10 protein-coding genes and 2 rRNA genes (1 of these 12 cut by a window edge) are annotated in these 20987 nt (G+C 72.6%); 5 read left to right on the top strand and 7 right to left on the bottom strand.

Annotation, left to right across the window (positions count from 1 at the left end; translation table 11 throughout):
- The 3 genes from ACFYTE_RS07035 to ACFYTE_RS07025 form a co-directional block, all read right to left on the bottom strand.
- Positions 1-48 (bottom strand): 23S ribosomal RNA (locus ACFYTE_RS07035); its annotated part reaches 2072 nt to the left of the window's first position; the annotation flags it as partial.
- Between the two features lie 99 nt (positions 49-147).
- A 16S ribosomal RNA gene (locus ACFYTE_RS07030) occupies positions 148-1672 on the bottom strand.
- 574 nt (positions 1673-2246) lie between these two features.
- The gene (locus ACFYTE_RS07025) at positions 2247-2813 is read right to left on the bottom strand and encodes a MarR family winged helix-turn-helix transcriptional regulator (RefSeq protein WP_388705927.1); all 567 of its coding nucleotides are present in this window, start codon (positions 2811-2813) and stop codon (positions 2247-2249) included.
- A gap of 140 nt (positions 2814-2953) precedes the next feature.
- Between ACFYTE_RS07025 and ACFYTE_RS07020 the strand changes: the two genes are divergently transcribed.
- Positions 2954-4252 carry an MFS transporter gene (locus ACFYTE_RS07020; protein ID WP_388705925.1) on the top strand — a complete coding sequence of 433 codons (1299 nt, stop codon included), beginning with the start codon at positions 2954-2956 and terminating at the stop codon, positions 4250-4252.
- A 66-nt stretch (positions 4253-4318) separates the two neighbouring features.
- On the opposite strand, the gene ACFYTE_RS07015 is transcribed toward ACFYTE_RS07020, so the two are convergent.
- Both ACFYTE_RS07015 and ACFYTE_RS07010 read right to left on the bottom strand, forming a co-directional pair.
- Complete coding sequence (locus ACFYTE_RS07015) at positions 4319-5962, bottom strand: SpoIIE family protein phosphatase (RefSeq protein ID WP_388705923.1); 1644 nt, start codon at positions 5960-5962, stop codon at positions 4319-4321.
- Between the two features lie 132 nt (positions 5963-6094).
- Positions 6095-7474: an NAD(P)/FAD-dependent oxidoreductase gene (locus tag ACFYTE_RS07010; RefSeq protein WP_388705921.1), complete on the bottom strand. Its 1380-nt coding sequence runs from the start codon at positions 7472-7474 to the stop codon at positions 6095-6097.
- 378 nt (positions 7475-7852) lie between these two features.
- Here ACFYTE_RS07010 and ACFYTE_RS07005 point away from each other — a divergent pair, with 378 nt between their 5' ends.
- Positions 7853-8608: a TetR/AcrR family transcriptional regulator gene (locus ACFYTE_RS07005; RefSeq protein ID WP_388705918.1), complete on the top strand. Its 756-nt coding sequence runs from the start codon at positions 7853-7855 to the stop codon at positions 8606-8608.
- Between the two features lie 238 nt (positions 8609-8846).
- The gene (locus ACFYTE_RS07000; protein WP_388705916.1) at positions 8847-10859 is read left to right on the top strand and encodes a sigma-70 family RNA polymerase sigma factor; all 2013 of its coding nucleotides are present in this window, start codon (positions 8847-8849) and stop codon (positions 10857-10859) included.
- Here the strand turns inward: ACFYTE_RS07000 and ACFYTE_RS06995 are convergent.
- Together ACFYTE_RS06995 and ACFYTE_RS06990 are read right to left on the bottom strand one after the other, a co-directional pair.
- Positions 10846-14175 carry a BTAD domain-containing putative transcriptional regulator gene (locus ACFYTE_RS06995; RefSeq protein WP_388705914.1) on the bottom strand — a complete coding sequence of 1110 codons (3330 nt, stop codon included), beginning with the start codon at positions 14173-14175 and terminating at the stop codon, positions 10846-10848. The genes ACFYTE_RS07000 and ACFYTE_RS06995 overlap by 14 nt on opposite strands.
- A 1055-nt stretch (positions 14176-15230) precedes the next feature.
- On the bottom strand, positions 15231-17315 hold the full coding sequence (locus ACFYTE_RS06990) for an asparagine synthase-related protein (RefSeq protein WP_388705912.1): 2085 nt from the start codon (positions 17313-17315) through the stop codon (positions 15231-15233).
- A 706-nt stretch (positions 17316-18021) separates the two neighbouring features.
- Between ACFYTE_RS06990 and ACFYTE_RS06985 the strand changes: the two genes are divergently transcribed.
- On the top strand, positions 18022-19446 hold the full coding sequence (locus ACFYTE_RS06985; RefSeq protein ID WP_388705909.1) for an MFS transporter: 1425 nt from the start codon (positions 18022-18024) through the stop codon (positions 19444-19446).
- A 153-nt stretch (positions 19447-19599) separates the two neighbouring features.
- Entirely contained in the window at positions 19600-20820 is a 1221-nt protein-coding gene (gene lhgO, locus ACFYTE_RS06980; protein ID WP_388705957.1) for an L-2-hydroxyglutarate oxidase, read from the top strand.
- Positions 20821-20987 lie beyond the last annotated feature (167 nt).

The following is a 20987-nucleotide window of genomic DNA, read 5'->3' as shown; positions in this document are numbered from 1 at the left end:
ATCCGCGTTCCACGCCGAAGCAGTACTAACGCCCTCATCCATCCGAGGTGTGCCGAGTAGTCAACGTTCCACCCATGAGCTGACCACCGCCAGACATTCGCTGGCGTAGTGGCTCTGACTGCCTTGCGGCAGCTAGATGCTCCTTAGAAAGGAGGTGATCCAGCCGCACCTTCCGGTACGGCTACCTTGTTACGACTTCGTCCCAATCGCCAGTCCCACCTTCGACAGCTCCCTCCCACAAGGGGTTGGGCCACCGGCTTCGGGTGTTACCGACTTTCGTGACGTGACGGGCGGTGTGTACAAGGCCCGGGAACGTATTCACCGCAGCACTGCTGATCTGCGATTACTAGCGACTCCGACTTCATGGGGTCGAGTTGCAGACCCCAATCCGAACTGAGACCGGCTTTTTGAGATTCGCTCCACCTCACGGTATCGCAGCTCATTGTACCGGCCATTGTAGCACGTGTGCAGCCCAAGACATAAGGGGCATGATGACTTGACGTCGTCCCCACCTTCCTCCGAGTTGACCCCGGCGGTCTCCCGTGAGTCCCCAGCACCACAAGGGCCTGCTGGCAACACGGGACAAGGGTTGCGCTCGTTGCGGGACTTAACCCAACATCTCACGACACGAGCTGACGACAGCCATGCACCACCTGTACACCGACCACAAGGGGGCACCCATCTCTGGATGTTTCCGGCGTATGTCAAGCCTTGGTAAGGTTCTTCGCGTTGCGTCGAATTAAGCCACATGCTCCGCCGCTTGTGCGGGCCCCCGTCAATTCCTTTGAGTTTTAGCCTTGCGGCCGTACTCCCCAGGCGGGGCACTTAATGCGTTAGCTGCGGCACGGACAACGTGGAATGCTGCCCACACCTAGTGCCCACCGTTTACGGCGTGGACTACCAGGGTATCTAATCCTGTTCGCTCCCCACGCTTTCGCTCCTCAGCGTCAGTATCGGCCCAGAGATCCGCCTTCGCCACCGGTGTTCCTCCTGATATCTGCGCATTTCACCGCTACACCAGGAATTCCGATCTCCCCTACCGAACTCTAGCCTGCCCGTATCGACTGCAGACCCGGGGTTAAGCCCCGGGCTTTCACAACCGACGTGACAAGCCGCCTACGAGCTCTTTACGCCCAATAATTCCGGACAACGCTTGCGCCCTACGTATTACCGCGGCTGCTGGCACGTAGTTAGCCGGCGCTTCTTCTGCAGGTACCGTCACTTTCGCTTCTTCCCTGCTGAAAGAGGTTTACAACCCGAAGGCCGTCATCCCTCACGCGGCGTCGCTGCATCAGGCTTGCGCCCATTGTGCAATATTCCCCACTGCTGCCTCCCGTAGGAGTCTGGGCCGTGTCTCAGTCCCAGTGTGGCCGGTCGCCCTCTCAGGCCGGCTACCCGTCGTCGCCTTGGTGAGCCATTACCTCACCAACAAGCTGATAGGCCGCGGGCTCATCCTGCACCGCCGGAGCTTTCCAACCCCCAAGATGCCTCGGAGGCTCGTATCCGGTATTAGACCCCGTTTCCAGGGCTTGTCCCAGAGTGCAGGGCAGATTGCCCACGTGTTACTCACCCGTTCGCCACTAATCCACCCCGAAGGGCTTCATCGTTCGACTTGCATGTGTTAAGCACGCCGCCAGCGTTCGTCCTGAGCCAGGATCAAACTCTCCGTGAATGCTTTCCCCGTGACCGGGGCGACACATCACGAGAGCGGAACCACCGGAGGAATAACCCGATGGTTCACAGCGTCCTCGCTGTGTATTTCTTCAAAGGAACCACGTCACCGGAACAATCCGGTAGACGGGGTATCAACATATCTGGCGTTGACTTTTGGCACGCTGTTGAGTTCTCAAGGAACGGACGCTTCCTTCGTACTCACCCTCTCGGGCTTTCCTCCGGGCGCTTCCCTTCGGTGTTTCCGACTCTATCAGACCCTTTCGACTCTGATTCCCCGTCAGAGGGGGTCGTCTTTCCGGCCGTTGGGCCGTTCCGACGTTCCAAACCTTAGCGGATCCTCTCGGTGATTCCCAATCGGGCCGTTCGGTCCGAGCGGTACCGCCGAGTCCCGGGAAACGAGTCGATTAGGAATTCGGGCACGCCGAAATCCACCCGTTCGGGAGATCGTGCTTGTGATGTGGATGCCGCTGCTGCGGCGGGAGGTGTTGCCTCGGGACTGTTACGTCCCCGTGGCAACCCGAAGAACTTTACGGGGCGTGCTGGGGGCTGTCAACAACCACTGTCAAGATCTTTTAGTCCAGGTCGCTGAGGCGGCCGCCGGCGTCCGGCTGGGCGTGCTCCACCCTGCGCAGCAGGCGGGTCAGCACCTCGCCCAGCACCCCGCGCTCCTCCATCGTCAGGTCCTGGAGCAGGTCCTCCTCGAAGACCGAGGCGAGACGCATGGCCTCCAGCCACTTCCCGCGGCCCTCGGGGGTCAGCTCCACGATCACCCGGACGCGGTTCTGCTCGTCCCGCTCCCGGGTGACAAGGCCCTCCGTCACCATGCGGTCGATGCGATGGGTCATCGCGGCCGGCGTCAGACCGAGTCGCTTCGCGAGGTCGCTGGGGCCCATGCGATAGGGGGCGCCGGACAGGACGAGGGCCTTGAGGACCTCCCACTCGGCGTTGCTGATGCCGAGGGCGGCGGTCTGGCGGCCGTAGGCGACGTTCATCCGGCGGTTGAGGCGGGACAGCGCCGAGACGACCTTCTCGACCTGGGGGTCGAGGTCCTGGAACTCGCGCTGGTAGGCGGCGATCTGCTCTTCGAGGCTCGGCTCGCTGCCGATGGCCGCGCCGCTGGTGTCGGAGGTCTCGCCCATGGTCCGCAGTATCGCACGGTGTGGCTTGGGTTTGAAGTCCTTCGAGGTGTAGCCTTTAGCCTTGAAATTTATCTTCGAAGTCTTCAGTTGTAACGGCTGGTCTTCGGTCGATCGACTCCTATGACTTGAGAGAGGTGAACGTGACCAGGGCGATGGGCGCAGCGATGCGCCGGATCCACGTGGGCAACGCACTCAGCGCGTTCGGGCTCGGCTTCACCGTCCCCTATCTGTACGTCTATGTGGCGCAGGTTCGGGGGCTCGGTGCCATGACGGCGGGGATGGTCCTCGCCGTCTTCGCCGTGGCCGCGCTGCTGGTGCTGCCGTTCGCCGGCCGGGCGATCGTGCGGCGCGGCCCGCTGCCGGTGCTGATTACCGCCCTGGTCACGGCCGCTCTGGGGGCGCTGGGCCTGGGGCTTGCGGCGAGCGCGGCGGCCGTGCTGGTCGCGGCCACCGCGCTCGGCGCCGGACAGGCCGTGATGCAGCCGTCGCTGGCGACGATGATCGTGGACTGCTCGACGTCCGAGACGCGGTCGCGGGCGTTCGCGATGCAGTTCTTCCTGCAGAACCTGGGGCTCGGCGTCGGTGGTCTCATCGGAGGTCATCTCGTCGACACCACGCGCGTGTCGTCCTTCACGCTGCTGTTCGCGATCGAGGCGGCGATGTTCCTGCTGCTGGTCGTGGTGCTGTCGACGGTGCGGATGCCGCATGCGCCGTCGGTCGGCGACGCGCCGGAGGTGTCGGCGCGGGGCAGCTGGAAGCAGTTGCTCGGGAACCGGGCGATGGTGCAGTTGTGCGTGCTGGGCTTCGTGCTGTTCTTCGCCTGCTACGGGCAGTTCGAGTCGGGACTGAGCGCCTACGGGGTGGAGGCCGCCGGGATCTCGACGTCCGCGCTGGGCACGGCGCTGGCCGCGAACACGGCGGTGATCGTGGTGGCCCAGTTCGCCGTGCTGAGGTTCGTGGAGCGGCGCAGGCGGTCCCGGGTGATCGCCGCAGTCGGGCTGATCTGGGCCGTGGCCTGGGCCGCGGCGGGGTACGCGGGGCTGGGGCACGGCAGCCAGGAGATGGCCACGGCTGCCTTCGTGTCGACGTACGCCCTGTTCGGGCTGGGTGAGGCGATGCTGTCGCCGACCGTCGCGCCGCTGGTGGCCGATCTCGCGCCGGAGGGGATGGCCGGGCAGTACAACTCGGCATTCGCCCTGGTGAAGCAGCTCGCGCTGGCGATCGGGCCGGCGGTGGGCGGTCCGATGGGGGCCGCGTTGCACGCACCGTACGTGGTGACTTTCCTGCTGTTCTCGCTGGGGATCACGGTGCTCGCGATGCGGCTCGGGCGGGGGCTCACGCAGGCGCAGGACCGGCCGTGGCTCGCCGCGCGGAGCCGGGTGGTGGCCCGGGGCGCCGGTCCGCGCGAGTCGGCGCAGTCCAGCCCGTCCGGGGTCTGAGCACCGTGGCCGCCGTGGGACGGCGGTCACGGCGGCTCAGGGCCGCGGCCGGTTCAGGGGGCAGGTTCAGGGGCGGGGCAGTACGAACTCGCACCAGACCGCCTTTCCGCCGCCAGGGGTTCTGCGCGACCCCCAGGTGGAGGCGATCGTCGCCACGATGGCGATGCCCCGGCCCGACTCGTCCCCGGGTTCCGCGCGGCGGCGCCTGGGGAGGTGGTCGTCGCCGTCCGTGACCTCCACGATGAGGCGGCGGTCGGTGCGACGCAGCCGCAGGCGCATGGGCGGGGTGCCGTGCTGGAGGGAGTTGGCGACCAGTTCGCTGGCCGCGAGGACCCCCAGATCGTGCAGGTCGGCGGGGAAGCGCCAGCTCGTGAGGACGCCGGAGGCGAAGGCACGCGCGCGTGGTGCCGCTTCCACGCCGCCGAGCAGTTCCAGGGCGGCGTTGCGGAAGAGTTCGCCGTCGGCGCCGGTGCGTGCGGGGTGCTGGAGGACCAGGACGGCGACGTCGTCGTCGTGGTCGGCGGTGAGGCCGGCCGAGCGGACCAGGCGGTCGCAGATCACCTGGGGGGTGCCGGTGGCGCCGGCCAGGGCGTGTTCGAGGGCCGCGATTCCTTCGTCGAGGTCCTCGTCCCGGCGCTCGACCAGCCCGTCCGTGTAGAGGACCGCCGTGGAGCCGGGGCCCAGCGGGACCGAGCCGGAGGTGTGGATCCAGCCGCCGGTGCCGAGCGGGGGGCCGGTCGGTTCATCGGTGCGCAGGACCGTGCCGCTCTCGTCGCGGACCAGGATGGGGAGGTGGCCGGCCGAGGCGTACACCAGCCGGCCCTCGTTCGGGTCGTGGACGGCGTAGGCGCACGTGGCGATCTGGTTGGCGTCGATCTCGGTGGCGAGGCCGTCGAGGAGCTGGAGGACCTCGTGCGGGGGCAGGTCGAGGCGGGCGTAGGCGCGGACCGCCGTGCGCAGTTGGCCCATCACCGCGGCCGCCCGCACCCCTCGGCCCATCACGTCGCCGATCACCAGGGCCGTTCGGCCGCCGCCCAGGGTGATGACGTCGTACCAGTCGCCGCCGACGGCGGCCTCGGTGCCGCCGGGCTGGTAGGTGGCCGCGATGCGCAGGTCGTCGGGTTGCTCCAGTTCCTGCGGGAGGAGTGAGCGCTGGAGGGTCACCGCGGTCTCGCGCTGGCGGCGTTCGCTGGCGCGGAGGCGTTCGGCGGCCTCGGCGTGGTCGGTGACGTCGGTGGCGAACACGAGTACGCCCGCGCCGTCGCCGTTCTCCGCGGCGGGGGTGCAGGTGAAGGTGTAGGAGCGGCCGTCGACGGCCTTGCGGGACTTGAGCGTGCGGGGCTTGCCGCTGCGCAGGACCTGGTCGAGGAGGGGCAGCAGGCCCAGTTCGGCCAGTTCCGGGAGGGCTTCGCGGGCCGGTTCGCCCGGGGGCCGTACCCCGAAGGCCGCTACGTAGGCGTCGTTGACGTAGGCGATGCGGTGGTCGCTGCCGTGCACCAGGGCGACGAGGGCCGGGACGCGGTCGAGGACCTCGCGTGCGGCGAGTTCGTCGACGGCGGGCACGGGGATCGCACCGTCGGTCAGCTGTTCGGCGCGGGCCGCGGGCACGGTGCCTTCCCCCCGCCGGTCCGGGGGGACCGCGTGCTCGGTCCGCGCTGCCGCGCGGCGCTGCGTTCCGGGGAGCCGGGCGCTCCAGCGCGTGAAGTTCACTTGGGAAGAAGCCTCGTGGGTGCTGAGGACGGGCGGGTGCCCGTCCGAGGTCGTGGGGCAGTCTGGCAGTGTCTGCGGACCGCGGCGACATCCGTCAGACGCCGGGGCGGGCCGTGGAGTTCCTCGGTCCGGTCAGTTCGACCCCTTCGGGTCGTCCTTGGGGTCGGAATGAGGCTTTCCACCGGCCGCGAGTTCGAACTCCGCTCGGGGATGTTCGAGCGATCCGAGGGAGACGATCTCCCGTTTGAAGAGCCCCGAGAGGGTCCATTCGGCGAGCACCCGGGCCTTTCGGTTGACGGTGGGCACCCTGCTGAGGTGGTAGACGCGGTGCATGAACCAGGCAGGGTAGCCCTTCAGCCTGCGCCCGTAGATCTGCGCGACGCCCTTGTGCAGTCCGAGGGAGGCGACGGATCCGACGTATTTGTGCGCATACGTCTCCAGGGGTTCGCCGCGCAGGGTGTGGACGATGTTGTCGCCGATGAGCCTGGCCTGGCGGACCGCGTGCTGGGCGTTGGGGGCCGTCTCGGCGCCGGGAGCGCCCGCGGTGAGGTCGGGCACGGACGCCGCGTCGCCGGCGGCCCATGCGTGGTCGGCGCCGTCGATGTTCAGCTGGGCGGTGCACTTGAGCCGGCCGCGCCCGGTGAGCGGGAGGTCGGTGGAGAGAAGGAGCGGGTGGGGTTTGACGCCCGCGGTCCACACGACCGTGCGGGTCGGCAGGCGCTGGCCGTCACTCAGTGCGGCGACTCGGCCGGCGCAGGATTCGAGGCGGGTCTCCAGGAGCACCTGGATGTTGCGGCGGCGCAGTTCGGTGACGGTGTAGCGGCCCATCTCCGCGCCGACCTCGGGGAGGATGCGGTCGGATGCCTCTACGAGGATCCACTTCATGTCCTCGGGCCGAAGGTTGTGGTAGTAGCGCGCGGCGTAGCGGGCCATGTCCTCCAGTTCGGCGAGCGCCTCGACGCCGGCGTAGCCGCCGCCGACGAAGACGAAGGTGAGGGCGGCGTCGCGGATGGCCGGATCGCGGGTGGAGGAGGCGATGTCCATCTGCTCGATGACGTGGTTGCGCAGGCCGATGGCCTCCTCGACGGTCTTGAAGCCGACGCCGTGCTCGGCGAGACCGGGGATGGGCAGGGTGCGGGAGACCGAGCCGGGGGCGAGGACGAGTTCGTCGTAGTCGAGGTGGCCGGGGCCGCCGCCCTCCTCCTCGGTGGCGAGGGTGGTGAGGGTCGCGGTGCGCTTCGTGTGGTCGATGGCGGTCACCTCGCCGACGATGACGTGGCACCGGTCCAGGACGCGGCGCAGCGGTACGACGACGTGCCGAGGGGAGATCGAACCGGCGGCCGCCTCGGGCAGGAACGGCTGGTACGTCATGTAGGGATCGGGCGTGACGACGGTGATCTCCGCTTCACCCTGCCTGAGCTCCCGTTTCAGCCTTCGTTGCAGACGCAGGGCCGTGTACATCCCGACGTAGCCGCCGCCGACAACGAGAATGCGCGCACGTTCCTTCACCATCCCATGACGCACCCGGCGCTGGTGTTTGTCCACAGCCCCGGCAATTTGTGTGACCGGCGGTCCCGTGCGCCCGCGCGCGGCCCGTGCGCCGGCGCGGGGAACAAGCGGGCAGGTCAGCGGGGGCGGTCGGGAGGGCGCGGGGGTGCGCAATCGGGATGAATGTGCCCCGTACTCCGATCGGGGGGCGCTCCGTGCGGAACCTGCCCCTTCTGAATTGACTCTCGCTCAACTATGTTCGTGTCGACGGGGTGTAGGGGATGTGGTCGAGCGGGGCCGCGACGGGCGGTCACGGTCGTGGCACGGCGCCCGTTCCGAACACTTCGGGATTCAGTGGCGGGGAGTCTCCGGGGGGAGACGTCATTAACCGGGGGAACGCTTATGCATATTCAGGACACGCATTGGTCATCGACGTCCGCCGTCGCGCCCGGTGCCGGGCCGGTCGGCGCCGCGGCGGGTGACGGACGCGCCGAGGGGTCGCGGACGGCGCCGCTGCGGGTGGATGCACAGCGCAATCTGGAGCACGTGCTGCGTGCGGCCCGTGAGGTCTTCGGCGAACTGGGGTACGGCGCGCCGATGGAGGACGTGGCGCGGCGGGCGCGGGTCGGCGTCGGCACGGTGTACCGGCGCTTCCCGAGCAAGGACGTCCTGGTCCGGCGGATAGCCGAGGAGGAAACGTCCCGGCTGACCGACCAGGCGCGGGCGGCGCTCGGGCAGGAGGACGAGCCGTGGTCGGCGCTGTCGCGCTTCCTGCGCACGTCCGTGGCCTCGGGCGCGGGACGGCTGCTGCCGCCGCAGGTGCTGCAGGTCGGGGTGCCGGCCGACGCCGACCTCGGGGCCGACGATGCGCGGGTGCCGCAGCAGCGGTTCCAGCCGGGCGCGGCCGAGCTGCGGCTGGTGCCGGAGGAGCAGACGGTCACCGATGACGCGGGGGCGGCGGCGCTGCTCGACGTGGTGGGCCAGCTCGTGGAGCGGGCGCGCGCGGCGGGCGAGCTGCGGCCGGACGTGTCGGTGTCGGACGTCCTGCTGGTGATCGCCACGGCGGCGCCCTCGCTGCCGGACGCGGCCCAGCAGGCGGCGGCCTCGTCGCGGCTGCTGGACATCCTGCTGGAGGGGCTGCGGTCGCGGCCCGTGTGAGGACGACACCCGCTGACGGCAGGGAGCAGGCGGTCGAGCGGGGTGCATTATGGGCGGTTAAGTCCCGGTCGGTGTGGGCCAGTTGGGCCTTCTCCGGCCGGGTGACCGTCAGCGCGGCCGGGCGGCAAGTCCGCTCGGACGAGTGGATGCCGCGCACCGGTGGGCCCGAACTTGAGCAGGTGTGGCACTCTGACCCGGTGATGGGGTCGGGCTGGGCCAGCTTCGGGGGCTTTCCACGATGAGCGTTGAGGGGCGGGACGAGTCGCGCGGTGCCGGGGGCACGGAGCCGGAGGGGCTGACCGCGCCGCAGGTGCCGAGCCAGGGCGGCCGGGCGGACACCCCGCCGTCCGGGCCCGTCGGCCCGGTGGACGGTGGTGTACCGGCACAGCGCGAGGGCAGCGGCCTGCCGCCGCGCGAACTGCCGCCGGCCGACGGCGAACTCATCACGCGGATGCGCTCGGGTGACGACAGCGCCTACGAGGAGCTGTACCGCAGGCACGCCGACGCGGTGCGCCGCTACGCCCGCACCTGCTGCCGCGACGCGCACACCGCGGAGGACCTGACCGCTGAGGTCTTCGCCCGCATGCTCCAGGCGGTGCGCGGCGGCTCGGGGCCGGAACACGCCGTACGTGCTTATCTGCTCACCTCCGTCCGGCGGGTCGCCGCGCACTGGACGAACTCCGCCCGGCGCGAGCAACTGGTCGACGACTTCGCGGTGTTCGCGGCCCAGGCGGCGCAGACCTCCGAGGCGTCCGGCGACGGCACCGTGGACCTGGGCGCCGATGTGCGCGCGCTGCACGAGGCCGAGCAGTCCATGGCCATGCAGGCGTTCCGCTCGCTGCCCGAGCGGTGGCAGGCCGTGCTGTGGCACACCGAGGTGGAGGACGAGTCGCCGAGCGACGTCGCCACCCTCTTCGGGCTGGACGCCAACGGCACGCGCGTGCTCGCCAGCCGCGCCCGTGAAGGCCTCAAGCAGGCCTACCTCCAGGCCCATGTCAGCGCCGCCCTCGCCGACGACGAGGAGTGCGCCCGCTACGCCGACCAGCTCGGCACCTACGCCCGGCGCAAGCTGCGCCTGCGCGCCGAGCGGGGGCTGCGCAAGCACCTGGCGGAGTGCGCCAAGTGCCGGCTGGCCGCCGCACAGATCGAGGAGGTGGCCGGCGGCATCCCCGCCGTCGTCCCGGTCGCGGTCATCGGCTGGTTCGGCGCCGCCGGGTACGCCAAGGCGCTCGGGCTCATCGCCGGTGGCGCCGGGGTGGGCGCGGCGGGCACGGCCGCGGCGGCGGGCGGCGGCTCGTCGGGCGGTGCCGCGAGTGGTGGCTCGGCGGGCGGCGGCTCGTCGGGCGGTGCCGCGAGTGGTGGCTCGGCGGTCTCGAAGGTGGTGGGCGGGCCGATCAAGGCCGGTATCGCGGCGGGTGTGGTGGCGGTCGCGGTCGCCGTGGTGGCGCTCGCCCTGGTGAACGACAGCGAGCCGACCAAGGACGTCGCCAAGCCGTCGGCATCGCCGTCCCCGTCCGCGGTGCAGCCGGAGCCGCCGACGCCGGCACCGGCACCGCCCGTGGACAAGCCCGCGCCAAGGGACCCGGTCTCCGGTCTCCGGCCGACACCGACACCGACCTCGACGCCGACGTCGTCCGATGGGCCCGCCCCCAGGCCCGCCTCGTCGCCGACACCGAAGCCGAACCCCGCACCGGCTCAGACCCCGAGGCCCACGCGCACCGCCGAACCGACACCGCCCCGCACCTCGTCACCGACGCCGACACCGCCCCGCACCCCGACGCCGACACCGACCTCCGCGCCCGCTCCGCCGCCCGCTCCGACGGTCTACCGGTGGAGCGAGCTGCGCTACGACGTCACCGGCGACGGCACCAAACCGGAGATGCGGGCGGCCGGGAGCAGCTGGGTGTGGCGGCGGTCCGGTTTGTCCATCGACTACCGCTGGTACACGCACGGCGTCACCGTGCACGGCAGGTCCTCCGTCACCATCGACCTCAACCGCGCGTGCTCGGCCTACGACGCGATGGCCGGCGTGGACGACCTGAACCTGGGCCTCGGCAAGGTCTACTTCTCCGTGTACGCGGACGGCGTGCGGCTGTGGAAGTCCGGGCCGGTCAAGGGCGGTGACCCGGCCATCCCCGTGCATGTGAATCTGGCCGGGCGCGACACCGTGCGACTGGTGGTCGAGCCGCACAACGTCTTGGACGGCCTGGCGCTGGCGGACTGGGCGGATTCCAAGTTCACCTGCCAGTAGGGGCGGGCGGCCTCGTGACGGGGACGGGGGCCCCCGCCCGAAGCTGCTCCAAGACATCGGCCACGGTCAGGGACGCGCCGCGGGCGCGCTCGGCCGCGCAGCGGTCCGGAGGCAGACCCGCCAGGGCGGCGGACTCGATCCGCTCGGCGCACCTGCGCTCCGGCACGGGGCGGGGACGGCCCGCCCGCCAGTGGTCACCGGCGGCGAGCAGCCGGACCGCGCCCGGCAGATCACCGAGGGCGGCCAGCAGCTGCGCCCCGATGTCCGCGAGGCCCGCGGTGACCGTCTCGGCGCACCTCTGCGCCGCGGCCTCCCGCAGCGCGTCGGCCACGAGCGGCAGCGCGCGCCCAGGACCCCACTCCCGCGCGGTGACCAGAACGTCGAGCGCGCTCAGCGCCGCCGTGAACTGCGGCGGCGGGGTGCCGCGGACCGCCGCCGCGCGGGCCGCGTCGCACAGCCGGCGGGCGCGGGCTGTGTCGTCGTCGTCCAGCGCGATATGTGCCCGCTGCATGAGAGCGAACGCCCGCGCGTCCGCCACCCCGTACCGTTCGGCGCCCTCCTCGGCCTCGTCCAGGGCGGCCAGGGCGCGCGCCCGGTCGCCGGAGCGGTAGGCGACCTCGGCGAGCCGGGACACGAGAAAGGGCGACTCGGCCCAGGCGCCCACCTCGTGGGCGAGCCGCAGCGCCTCCTCGTACTCGCTTCCGGCCTCCTCGAACCGGCCGCGGGCCATGGCCGCCTCCCCGGCCACGCCGCACACCTGGGCGCGTATCCAGCGGTCGCCCACGCGGCGGCTGAGGACCCGCAGCTCCGCCAGGTCGTCATCGACGCCGCGCAGGTTTCCGGGCGAGTCGACGACCATGTGGGTGCGGAGCATCAGGGCGACGGCCAGCTCCCAGTCGCCGCCGTACGCGCGGCAGTTGGCTACCACCGCGTCCATCGTGGGCCGCGCGTCGGCCGGGGCGTCCGCGTAGGACGCGGTCAGCGGCCACGCAAGGCCCGGCATCCGGGCCGCCCTGGGACCGCCGTGCCGGAAGGCGTCCTGCACCCGGGCGACGTAGGCGGGGGTCCGCTCGTCCGCGGCGAGGTCCGGGGCAGCGGACTCGGAGACCAGGAACAGGTACATCATCCGCAGGTCCATGCGCAGGGTGTGCCGCGGATGCCGGGCCGCCCCTTCGGGGTCGGTGAGGAAGGCGCCCACCGGGTCGGCGCGCTCGACCAGCAGGGGCAGCTCGGCGGCGGGGGCGCCGTCGGTGACCGCGTCCAGGGCGACCCCCAGCCGCAGTGCCAGCCGCGCCCACTCCGCCCCCTCCAGACGGTGGTTGCGCAGCCACCAGAACCAGCCGACGGCGAGGACGATCGCCCCGGCGTCCTCCTCGCGGCCGTCGCGCACCGCGCGCCCGAGCGCCGCGCGAATGTTGTCGTGCTCGCTCTCCAGGCGGTCGACCCACGGGAGTTGCCCAGCCGAGCGCAGCAGCGGCTCGGCCCGCTCGACCAGCGCGCGCACCCACGCGCGGTGCCGCCGCTCGACCGCCGCACGCCGCTCGGGGGACTCGGCCGCGCGCTCGGCGGCGTACTCGTGAATGGTCTCCAGCATGCGGTACCGCATGGGGCCGGTGCCGTCCCGGCCGGTGGGGGCCGCCACGATCAGGGACTTGTCGACGAGCGCCCCGACCAGGTCGGCGGCGGGGCCCGTGCACACGGTCTCGGCCGCCGCGAGGTCCCAGCCGCCGGCGAACACCGACACCTCGCGCAGCGTCGTACGCTCCCGCTCGTCCAGCAGATCCCAGGACCAGTCCACGACGGCGCGCAGGGTCTGCTGGCGGGGCAGGGCCGTGCGGCTTCCGGAGGTGAGCAGACGGAAGCGGTCGTCGAGGCGGTCGGCGATCTGCCGGGGCGTCAGCAGCCGCAGCCGGGCGGCGGCCAGTTCGATGGCGAGGGGCAGGCCGTCGAGGCGCCGGCAGATCTCGGCGACCGCTTCCTCGTCCCGGAGCGCGCCGACCGCGTCGGGACGGACGGCGGTCGCGCGCTCCGCCAAGAGGCGGCGCGCCTGCTCGGGGGCGAGGGGCTCGACCTGGCGCACCGACTCACCGGGGACACCCAGGGGTTCACGGCTGGTGGCGAGGATCGTGAGCCCCGGGCAGCGGGTGAGCAGCGTCTCGGCGAGGGCGGCGACCGCGCCGATGACGTGTTCGCAGTTGTCAAGGATCAGGAGTTCGCTGCGCGGGGCGCAGTACTCGACGAGCAGGGCCACAGGGTCGCCCTGCTGGGCCGCCAGCTCGTTGGTCATGAGCACGGTCTCGCGCAGACCGAGCGCGCTGACCACCGCGCCTGGCACCGCCTCCGGCCGGTCGAGCGGGGCCAGCTCGACCAGCCAAGCCTGCGGAAGCCCGGCGGCGGCTTCCTCGGCGAGACGGGTCTTTCCCGAGCCGCCCGGTCCGGTGAGGGTGACGAGGCGGGCCCTGTGCAATTCGGAACGAACGGCGTCCAGTTCGGGTTCCCGGCCGACGAAGGAATTCAGGCGGGGGCGGATGTTGCCGACGCGCTCGGGTGGTTGGGGGAGAGCGGCGGACGCGGGCCGGGCCGGGGCATCCATGAGGGTGTTCTGGGTCAGCAACGTCCGGTGCAGCTCGCGGAGTTCCCGGCCCGGGTCCGTGCCGAGGCCGTCGGCGAGGGTGCGGCGGGCCGTCTCGTACGCGGCGAGGGCGTCGGCGCCGCGGCCGGTGTCGCGCAGGGCGCGGACCAGGAGGGCGTGCAGGGACTCGTCGTACGGGTGGGTCGCGGTCAGCTCGCGCAGTTCGGGTACGACGTCGTGGGCGCGGCCGAGCCGCAGTGCCGCCTCGGCCCGGGTCCTGACCGCCTCCAGGTGGCGGGCCTCGGCGCGGGTCGCGGCGGTGCGGTCGGGAAGGTCGGCGAGGGCGGGGCCGCGCCAGAGGGCAAGGGCCTTGGTGAGGGCGCGCCCCGCGGCGGCCGGATCACCCGATTCCAGGGCGGTGGTGCCGTCGCGCACCAGCCGTTCGAAGACGAAGAGGTCGATGTCGTCGCGGGTCGCTTCGAGGCGGTAGCCGCCCGGGACTGCGGCGACGGTGTCCCTGCCGAGGGCGCGGCGGAGGCGGCCGACGAGGGCCTGGAGCGCGGCCGGGGCGTCCTGGGGTGGGTCGTCCGGCCAGACGTCGGCGATCAGGGTCTCGGAGGTGGCGGTACGGCCGGGGCGCAGGGCGAGCGCGGTGAGAAGCGCGCGGAGGCGGGGGCCGCCCACGGGGACGGTGACGCCCGCCTCGTCCGTCGCTTGGGCCACGCCCAGAATTCCGTACCGCACCGAGTCATTGTCACCGGGTCCCACCGCGACGGCACGGGAGTTTCACCGACGCCGACGGGGCGGTCCCGTCCGGCACCGGGATTCCGGAACGGTACGGCGACCGGTACGCAGGCCCAGGCGCCCCTCCGCCCCGGAACCCCACCGGACGCGCGCTGCCGCACCGACACACGCGGCTTCCCAGGCCGGGCGCCGGTACGCACGCGTGCGGCGACGCAGCCGCGGGTGGCGGCGGCCGAGCAAGCACAGGGGGATGACGCAGCAGCCTCGAACGGCGGCGCAAGCCCGGCGGGCGATGCGGGCCCGGTCGGTGGTGCAGGCCCAGGGGGCGATGTCGGCACAGGTGGTGCGGGCCGGTCGGCGGTGCGGGCTCGGGTGGCCGCGCAAGCACTGGGAGCGATCGGCTCGAACGGCGGCGCAAGCCCCGGGGCCGATGCAGACGAGCGACGCGGGCCCCGCGGGGCTGTACAGGCGCGGATGGCCGCGCAAGCCAGGTGGCCGCGCAAGCCGGCGGGCGATGTAGGCACAGGTGGTACGGGCCCACGGGCACGGACAGCGGCGCAAGCCGGTAGCCGCACACGCCCGGCGGGCGATGCGGGCCCGGTCGGTGGTGCGGGCTCGGGTGGCCGCGCAAGCCCTGGGAGCGATCGGCTCGAACGGCGGCGCAAGCACCCGGCGGACGGACGGGCGCGGGCGGTGGTGCAAGCGCGGGTGCATGCGCTGGGCGGCTGGGGTACGGCTGGCCGGAGCGGCCTACCTGGCAAGGGCGGGGTCTCCCCGGCAGGGGCAGCCCGCCACGCACGTGTGGCCGCCAGGCTGGTGCGGTGCGGTGCGGCCAAGAGGCGGGGCGCTCGCGCGCGGCGGGGCCCCGACGGCGCCCACGCATCCGACTTCGCACGGCGCCCCCCCACCCACGCATCCAACTCCACACAGCGACCCGCGCCCGGCGCTGCGACAGCGGCGTGCGTCGGCGTCCTTGTGGGTGGCGGGGACCGGTGTCGGTGTTGCTCGGTCGGGAGCGGGGGCGCGTGTCACCCGGTGCGAGGGGCGGCCTCGGGTCAGCCGCCGGAGGCCAGGGCTCCCCTTCTGGGGGCTATACCCGAGGGGACGGCGCGGGCGCGGGCGGGGGTGCCGCTCCAGCATGTGCCGCGGCGGGCCAGCAGGCGGCGCAGCCACAGTTCCAGGGAGACCAGGTCGGCGAGGCCGTCCAGCGGCAGTGGTTCGCCTGCCGCCGCCCCGCGCAGCGCCTTGCGGACCACCCGGGCCTCGATCAGGCCGGCCTCCGCGAGCAGCGGGGTCGTGAACAGGGAGATCAGCGAGTCGGCGGCGACGCGCAGGCCGGTGCGGGCCGCGGCGGAGGCGGAGGCGTGGGAGGGGGCGCCCCAGCCGGGCGGGAGCCCGGTGACGCCGGCGCCTTCCAGGACCGTACGGAGGATCTCGGCGCGGGCACCGGGCTGGACGCGCAGGGCCTCGGGGAGGGCGCGGCAGGCGCGCACGACCTGGTTGTCGAGGAACGGCGCGTGCAGGCGCTGGGAGCGGACCTCGGCGGCCTGTTCCAGGACGCGCAGGTCGGCGGCGTGCCGGGCCAGGGCGGCACGCGCGCGGTAGTCGCCGGGACGCTGCCCGGGGCCGACTCCGGAGCGGTTCGCCGCGCCCTGAAGCAGAACCGATACTTCAGCCAGTGCCTCTCCGGTCAGCCAGCGCGCCGCCGGCCCCGGTCTGGCCCAGGTGAGCGCGGCCAGGGACGCGCCGACCGCGCCCGCGGGGTCCTCGAAACGGCGGCGCAGCAGACGGTCGGCGAGCGTTTCCAGGCCGGCCCGGTACGGCGTCCGCGCCAGCCGCCGTGCCGCGCCGTACACGCGCGCGGGGACCAGCACCGAGCCGTCCGCCTTGGCCAGCGCGGCGACCGGGCGCACCAGGTGGCGCCGCTTGCGGTCCATGAGGAGGTCCGCAAGGCGCGCCGGGTGCGCGTCGAGGACCTGCCGGGCGCCGTAGCCGGTGAAGTGGTCGGCGCTGCCCGCGGCCAGGCGCACGCGGTGGCGGGCCGCCGACGCCAGGGACGGCCCCGGTTCGTCGGTGAGCGGGCCGTCCAGGTCGGCGTACGGGAGCAGTTCCTCCCCGCCGGTCACCACCACGTGGTGCAGGCGTGGGTTGGCCGCGAGCGTCCCGGCCCGTTCCAGTTCGGCCTCCCGGCCGCCGACGGCGAGGTCGTTGAAGGTGACGGCCAGCAGGCGCTCGCCCGCGCCCGTGCCGTGGCCGAGGAGCGTGCCGGGCCTGCCCGGGAGGCCGGCCGCCAGCAGCGCGAGGGTGCCCGAGGCGGGGCCGCCGGACAGGTCGGCGCCGATGCCCGGTACGGGCATCCCGCGCGCGGCGCGCCGTTCGGCGGGCCCCATGCCGGGCACCGGGCCGGGGTCGAGGTCGATGCCGGGTACGTGCCGGGGCGCGGCGAGACGGGTGCGCACGGCCTCCACGAGCGCGTCGCGCACGGCGTCCACGGCGCTGTCCGGGTCGGCGGGGGGCGCCGCCACCGCGAGGGAGGCGACCGGCTCGTACCCGGCGATCTCGCGCGCGCCGGCGCGCAGGATCAGCGCATGCCCCGGCGGAACGCGTCGCACGCCCTCGTACGGGGTCGAGTCGTGCAGCGCCGCCGGTACGTCGGGGGCGGCGAGCAGGGCGGCGAGGTGGCCGAAGTCGAGGTTGGCCTCAATGAGATCGGCGAGGGGCAGGGCGGCGGTGGCATAGGCGGTGCCGCCCGCCCAGGGGGTGTGGAAGACCGGGCGGGCGCCCGCCAGATCGCCGCAGACGGTGATGCGCCGGCCGACCTGGACGACGGCGGTGTAGCTGCCCGGCCACGCGGTCAGATGGCGCAGTGCGCCCCCGCGCGCGGTGAACAGACCGAGCCGAAGTTCTTCGTCGGAGGCACCGCAGGTGCCCAGGACGGCGATGCGGTTCTGCGCGTCGGCCTTCACCACGCGCACCTCGTCGGGCCGCCAGTCGCCGACCGCCCACAGCGGATCGGGGTCGCCCCACAGGAGCTGGGAGCCGATCGGGTGCACGGTCTCGCCGTCGTATCCGGTGGCGCCCGCGGAGCCGGGACCGACGGCACCCGCGGTGGTGCTGCTCCATCCCACCAACCACCGCATCGCCGCCTCCACAGGCTGTGGACAAACAGTGCACCGTACGAACCGGTTCACCATGCTGCCATGAACAACGCGGCCCGGAGGGACGGTGGCACCGCCTTCGATCGGGGGAACGCGACCACGCGCGCGTGCCTGTGACAAGGCCAACCCCTATAGGGCGCAAGGAGGTTGCGACGCGAATGCGCCCCCAAACGCTCCCCAAAAAACGCCCTTCGCGCCCTCAACTCCCATGGTGGGAGGGGTAATCACCCGCGGGAGGCAGGATCGATTTCCGGCCAATTCGCCGGAGCAGGGACAAGCGCGCACACGCTCCGTACAGGCCCTGCGCAGCGCAACGGGCGGCACGGTGAAGCGTACGGTCCGGGAGGCGGGCATCGCCCCCCGGACCGGTCCGCCACCCGCGGGGATGTAGGCGGCGGTATCCCCCAGCCCACTGGATCCAGTACAGCGGGCCGACCCACGCACCGCCCATGGAACCGTTCCCCAGGTGGCCGGAGAAGAGCGCACGGACGGGCGCACGGCCACACGGCGGGGGCACGGCGCGGCACACCGTGCACGGTGCGTACAGGGCCCGTACTCCCGTACGGGACCACAATCCCGCCATCCGGAACAATGCCTCTTAACGCTTGGGATGCGGCGAACTACGCTGGGTTTACGAATGCCGCGTGGTTATGCCAGCGCGGCAGCCGTCTGTGTCGAGGGGTGGCGCATGTCCAGGGAGCAACGCGGGCCGAACGAAAAGCTCGGCGCCGTTCTCGCCCTCGCGGGAATCAGCAACGCAGGACTCGCGCGACGCGTCAACGACCTTGGCGCCCAACGCGGGTTGACTCTTCGCTACGACAAGACGTCGGTGGCGCGCTGGGTGTCGAAGGGGATGGTGCCGCAAGGAGCCGCCCCGCACCTCATCGCGGCCGCCATCGGCCAGAAGCTCGGCCGTCCGGTGCCGCTCCACGAGATCGGCCTGGCGGACGCGGATCCCGCCCCCGAAGTGGGCCTCGCCTTCCCCAGGGACGTGGCCCAGGCGGTGAAGTCGGCGACGGAACTGTACCGGCTCGACCTCGCCGGACGCCGGGCCGGTTCCGGCGGCATCTGGCAGTCGCTCGCCGGGTCCTTCGCGGTGAGCGCCTACGCGACGCCCGCCTCACGATGGCTGATAACCCCCGCCGACAGTTCGGTGGCGCGTGAGGCGAACCCGTCCGAGGGCTCCGGGGCACCGATCAAAGTCGGCCACAGTGATGTGCAGAAACTGCGGGAGGCCGCCGAGGACGCCAGGCGCTGGGACTCCAAGTACGGAGGCGGCGACTGGCGTTCGTCCATGGTGCCCGAGTGCTTAAGGGTGGAGGCGGCGCCGCTGCTGCTCGGCTCGTACTCCGACGAGGTCGGCCGCGCCCTGTTCGGCGCCTCCGCCGAACTGACCCGGCTCGCGGGCTGGATGGCGTTCGACACCGGGCAACAGGAGGCCGCGCAGCGCTACTACATCCAGGCACTCCGGCTCGCGCGCGCGGCGGCCGACGTCCCCCTCGGGGGATATGTGCTGGCCTCCATGTCCCTCCAGGCGACCTACCGGGGCTTCGGCGACGAGGGCGTCGACCTCGCGCAGGCCGCCCTGGAGCGCAACCGGGGCCTGGCCACCGCCCGCACCATGAGCTTCTTCCGTCTGGTCGAGGCACGCGCGCACGCGCGCGCCGGTGACGCGCAGGCCGCCGGCGGGTCCCTGAAGGCGGCCGAGGGCTGGCTGGAGCGGTCCCGGGAGGGCGACAACGACCCGTCCTGGCTCGGCTTCTACTCCTACGACCGGTTCGCCGCCGACGCCGCCGAGTGCTACCGCGACCTGAAGGCACCGCGCCAGGTCCGCCGCTTCACCGAGCAGGCGCTGTCGAAGCCGACGGAGGAGTTCGTGCGCTCGCACGGCCTCAGGCTCGTCGTCTCCGCGGTCGCCGAACTGGAATCGGGCAATCTGGACGCGGCGTGCGAGCAGGGGGTGCGGGCGGTCGAGGTCGCCGGGCGGATCTCGTCCGCGCGGACGACGGAGTACGTGAAGGACCTGTTGCACCGCCTGGAGCCGTACGGGGACGAGCCACGGGTCGTCGAGCTGCGGGAGAGGGCTCGGCCGTTGCTGATGGCCCCCGCGTAGGGGCCGCCGGATGCGCCGGCCCGGGGCCGGGGTGCCGTCCGGGCCGCCCGCCCGTGAACGGTTCCCGCGCGGTTCCCCGGACCCCTCAGGTCTGCTGTCCGACCTGCGTTTGAAGTCACTGTCAGTGGCGCAGTGCACTATCGGAAGCGGGAGGTGGTGCGGGTGCGGGCGGGAAGCGCGTACGACTGCGACGTGCTGGTGATCGGCGGCGGCATCGTCGGTCTGTCGACGGCGTATGCGATCACGCGTGCCGCGCCGGGCACCCGGGTGACGGTGCTGGAGAAGGAGGCGGGCCCGGCCCGGCACCAGACGGGCCGCAACAGCGGGGTCATCCACAGCGGGATCTACTACCGCCCCGGCTCGCTCAAGGCGCGGTACGCGGTGCGGGGCGCGGCCGAGCTGGTGAAGTTCTGCGCGGAGTACGGCATCGCCCACGCCGTCACCGGCAAGCTGATCGTCGCCACGGATCGGGCCGAGCTGCCCCGGCTGCACGCGCTGGTGCAGCGCGGCCGGGAGAACGGTATCCCGGTGCGGGAGCTGGGCCCCGCGCAGATCGCGGACTACGAGCCGGAGGTGCGGGGGCTCGCGGCGATACACGTCGGCACGACGGGGGTGTGCGACTTCGTCGGAGTCGCCCGGCAGCTGGGCCGGGCGTCCGGGGCGGAGATCCGGTACGGGGCGCGGGTCGTGCGGGTGGACCGCCGCCCGGAGCGCGGCGTCGCGGTCCTGACGGCCGCCGGGAGCGTCGTACGGGGACGGGTGCTGGTGAACTGCGCCGGGCTGCACTGCGACGAGGTGGCGCGGCTGACCGGGGACGAACCCGGGATGCGGATCGTGCCGTTCCGGGGGGAGTACTACGAGCTGGCGCGGCCCGAGCTGGTGCGTGGGCTGGTGTATCCGGTGCCGAACCCGGCGTTCCCGTTCCTCGGGGTGCATCTCACCCGCGGGATCGATGCGGGCGTCCACATCGGCCCCAATGCGGTCCCGGCGCTGGCCCGGGAGGGGTACGGCTGGGGGACCGTACGGCCGCGCGAGGTGGCCGGGACGGTGGCCTGGCCCGGCACCTGGCACATGGCCCGCAGACACTGGCGGTACGGGGCCGGGGAGTTCCACCGCTCGGTGTCGAAGCGGGCGTTCGCCACGGAGGTGCGCAGACTGCTGCCGGCCGTGACACAGGACGACCTGGTGCGGGCCGCCGCGGGGGTGCGGGCGCAGGCGCTGCTGCGGGACGGGACGCTGGTGGACGACTTCCTGCTCCGCGAGGGGCCGCGGGCGATCCATGTGCTGAACGCGCCCTCGCCCGCGGCCACCGCCTGCCTGCCGATCGGAAGAGAGGTGGCCCGCAGGGCGCTGACCGCGCTCACCGCACCGTGAAACACCACGCCACCGCCCTCCGCCGAGGCTGGGGCTCCGCCGCGGGTGGCGGGGAGGGTCTGGGGCGGTCGGGGGTGCCGGGTGGCTGGGGCCCGCGGTGGCCGTGTGCTGCCGCGGCTCGGGCACCATGTGTGTGGGGTGCCGTGCATCAGATGCTCGGCGTGCTG

This window comes from Streptomyces sp. NPDC004629, from assembly GCF_042873595.1.
Classification (GTDB): domain Bacteria; phylum Actinomycetota; class Actinomycetes; order Streptomycetales; family Streptomycetaceae; genus Streptomyces.
The sequence above is the reverse complement of the archived record's forward strand: the minus strand, read 5'-3'. Positions and strand labels throughout refer to the sequence as shown.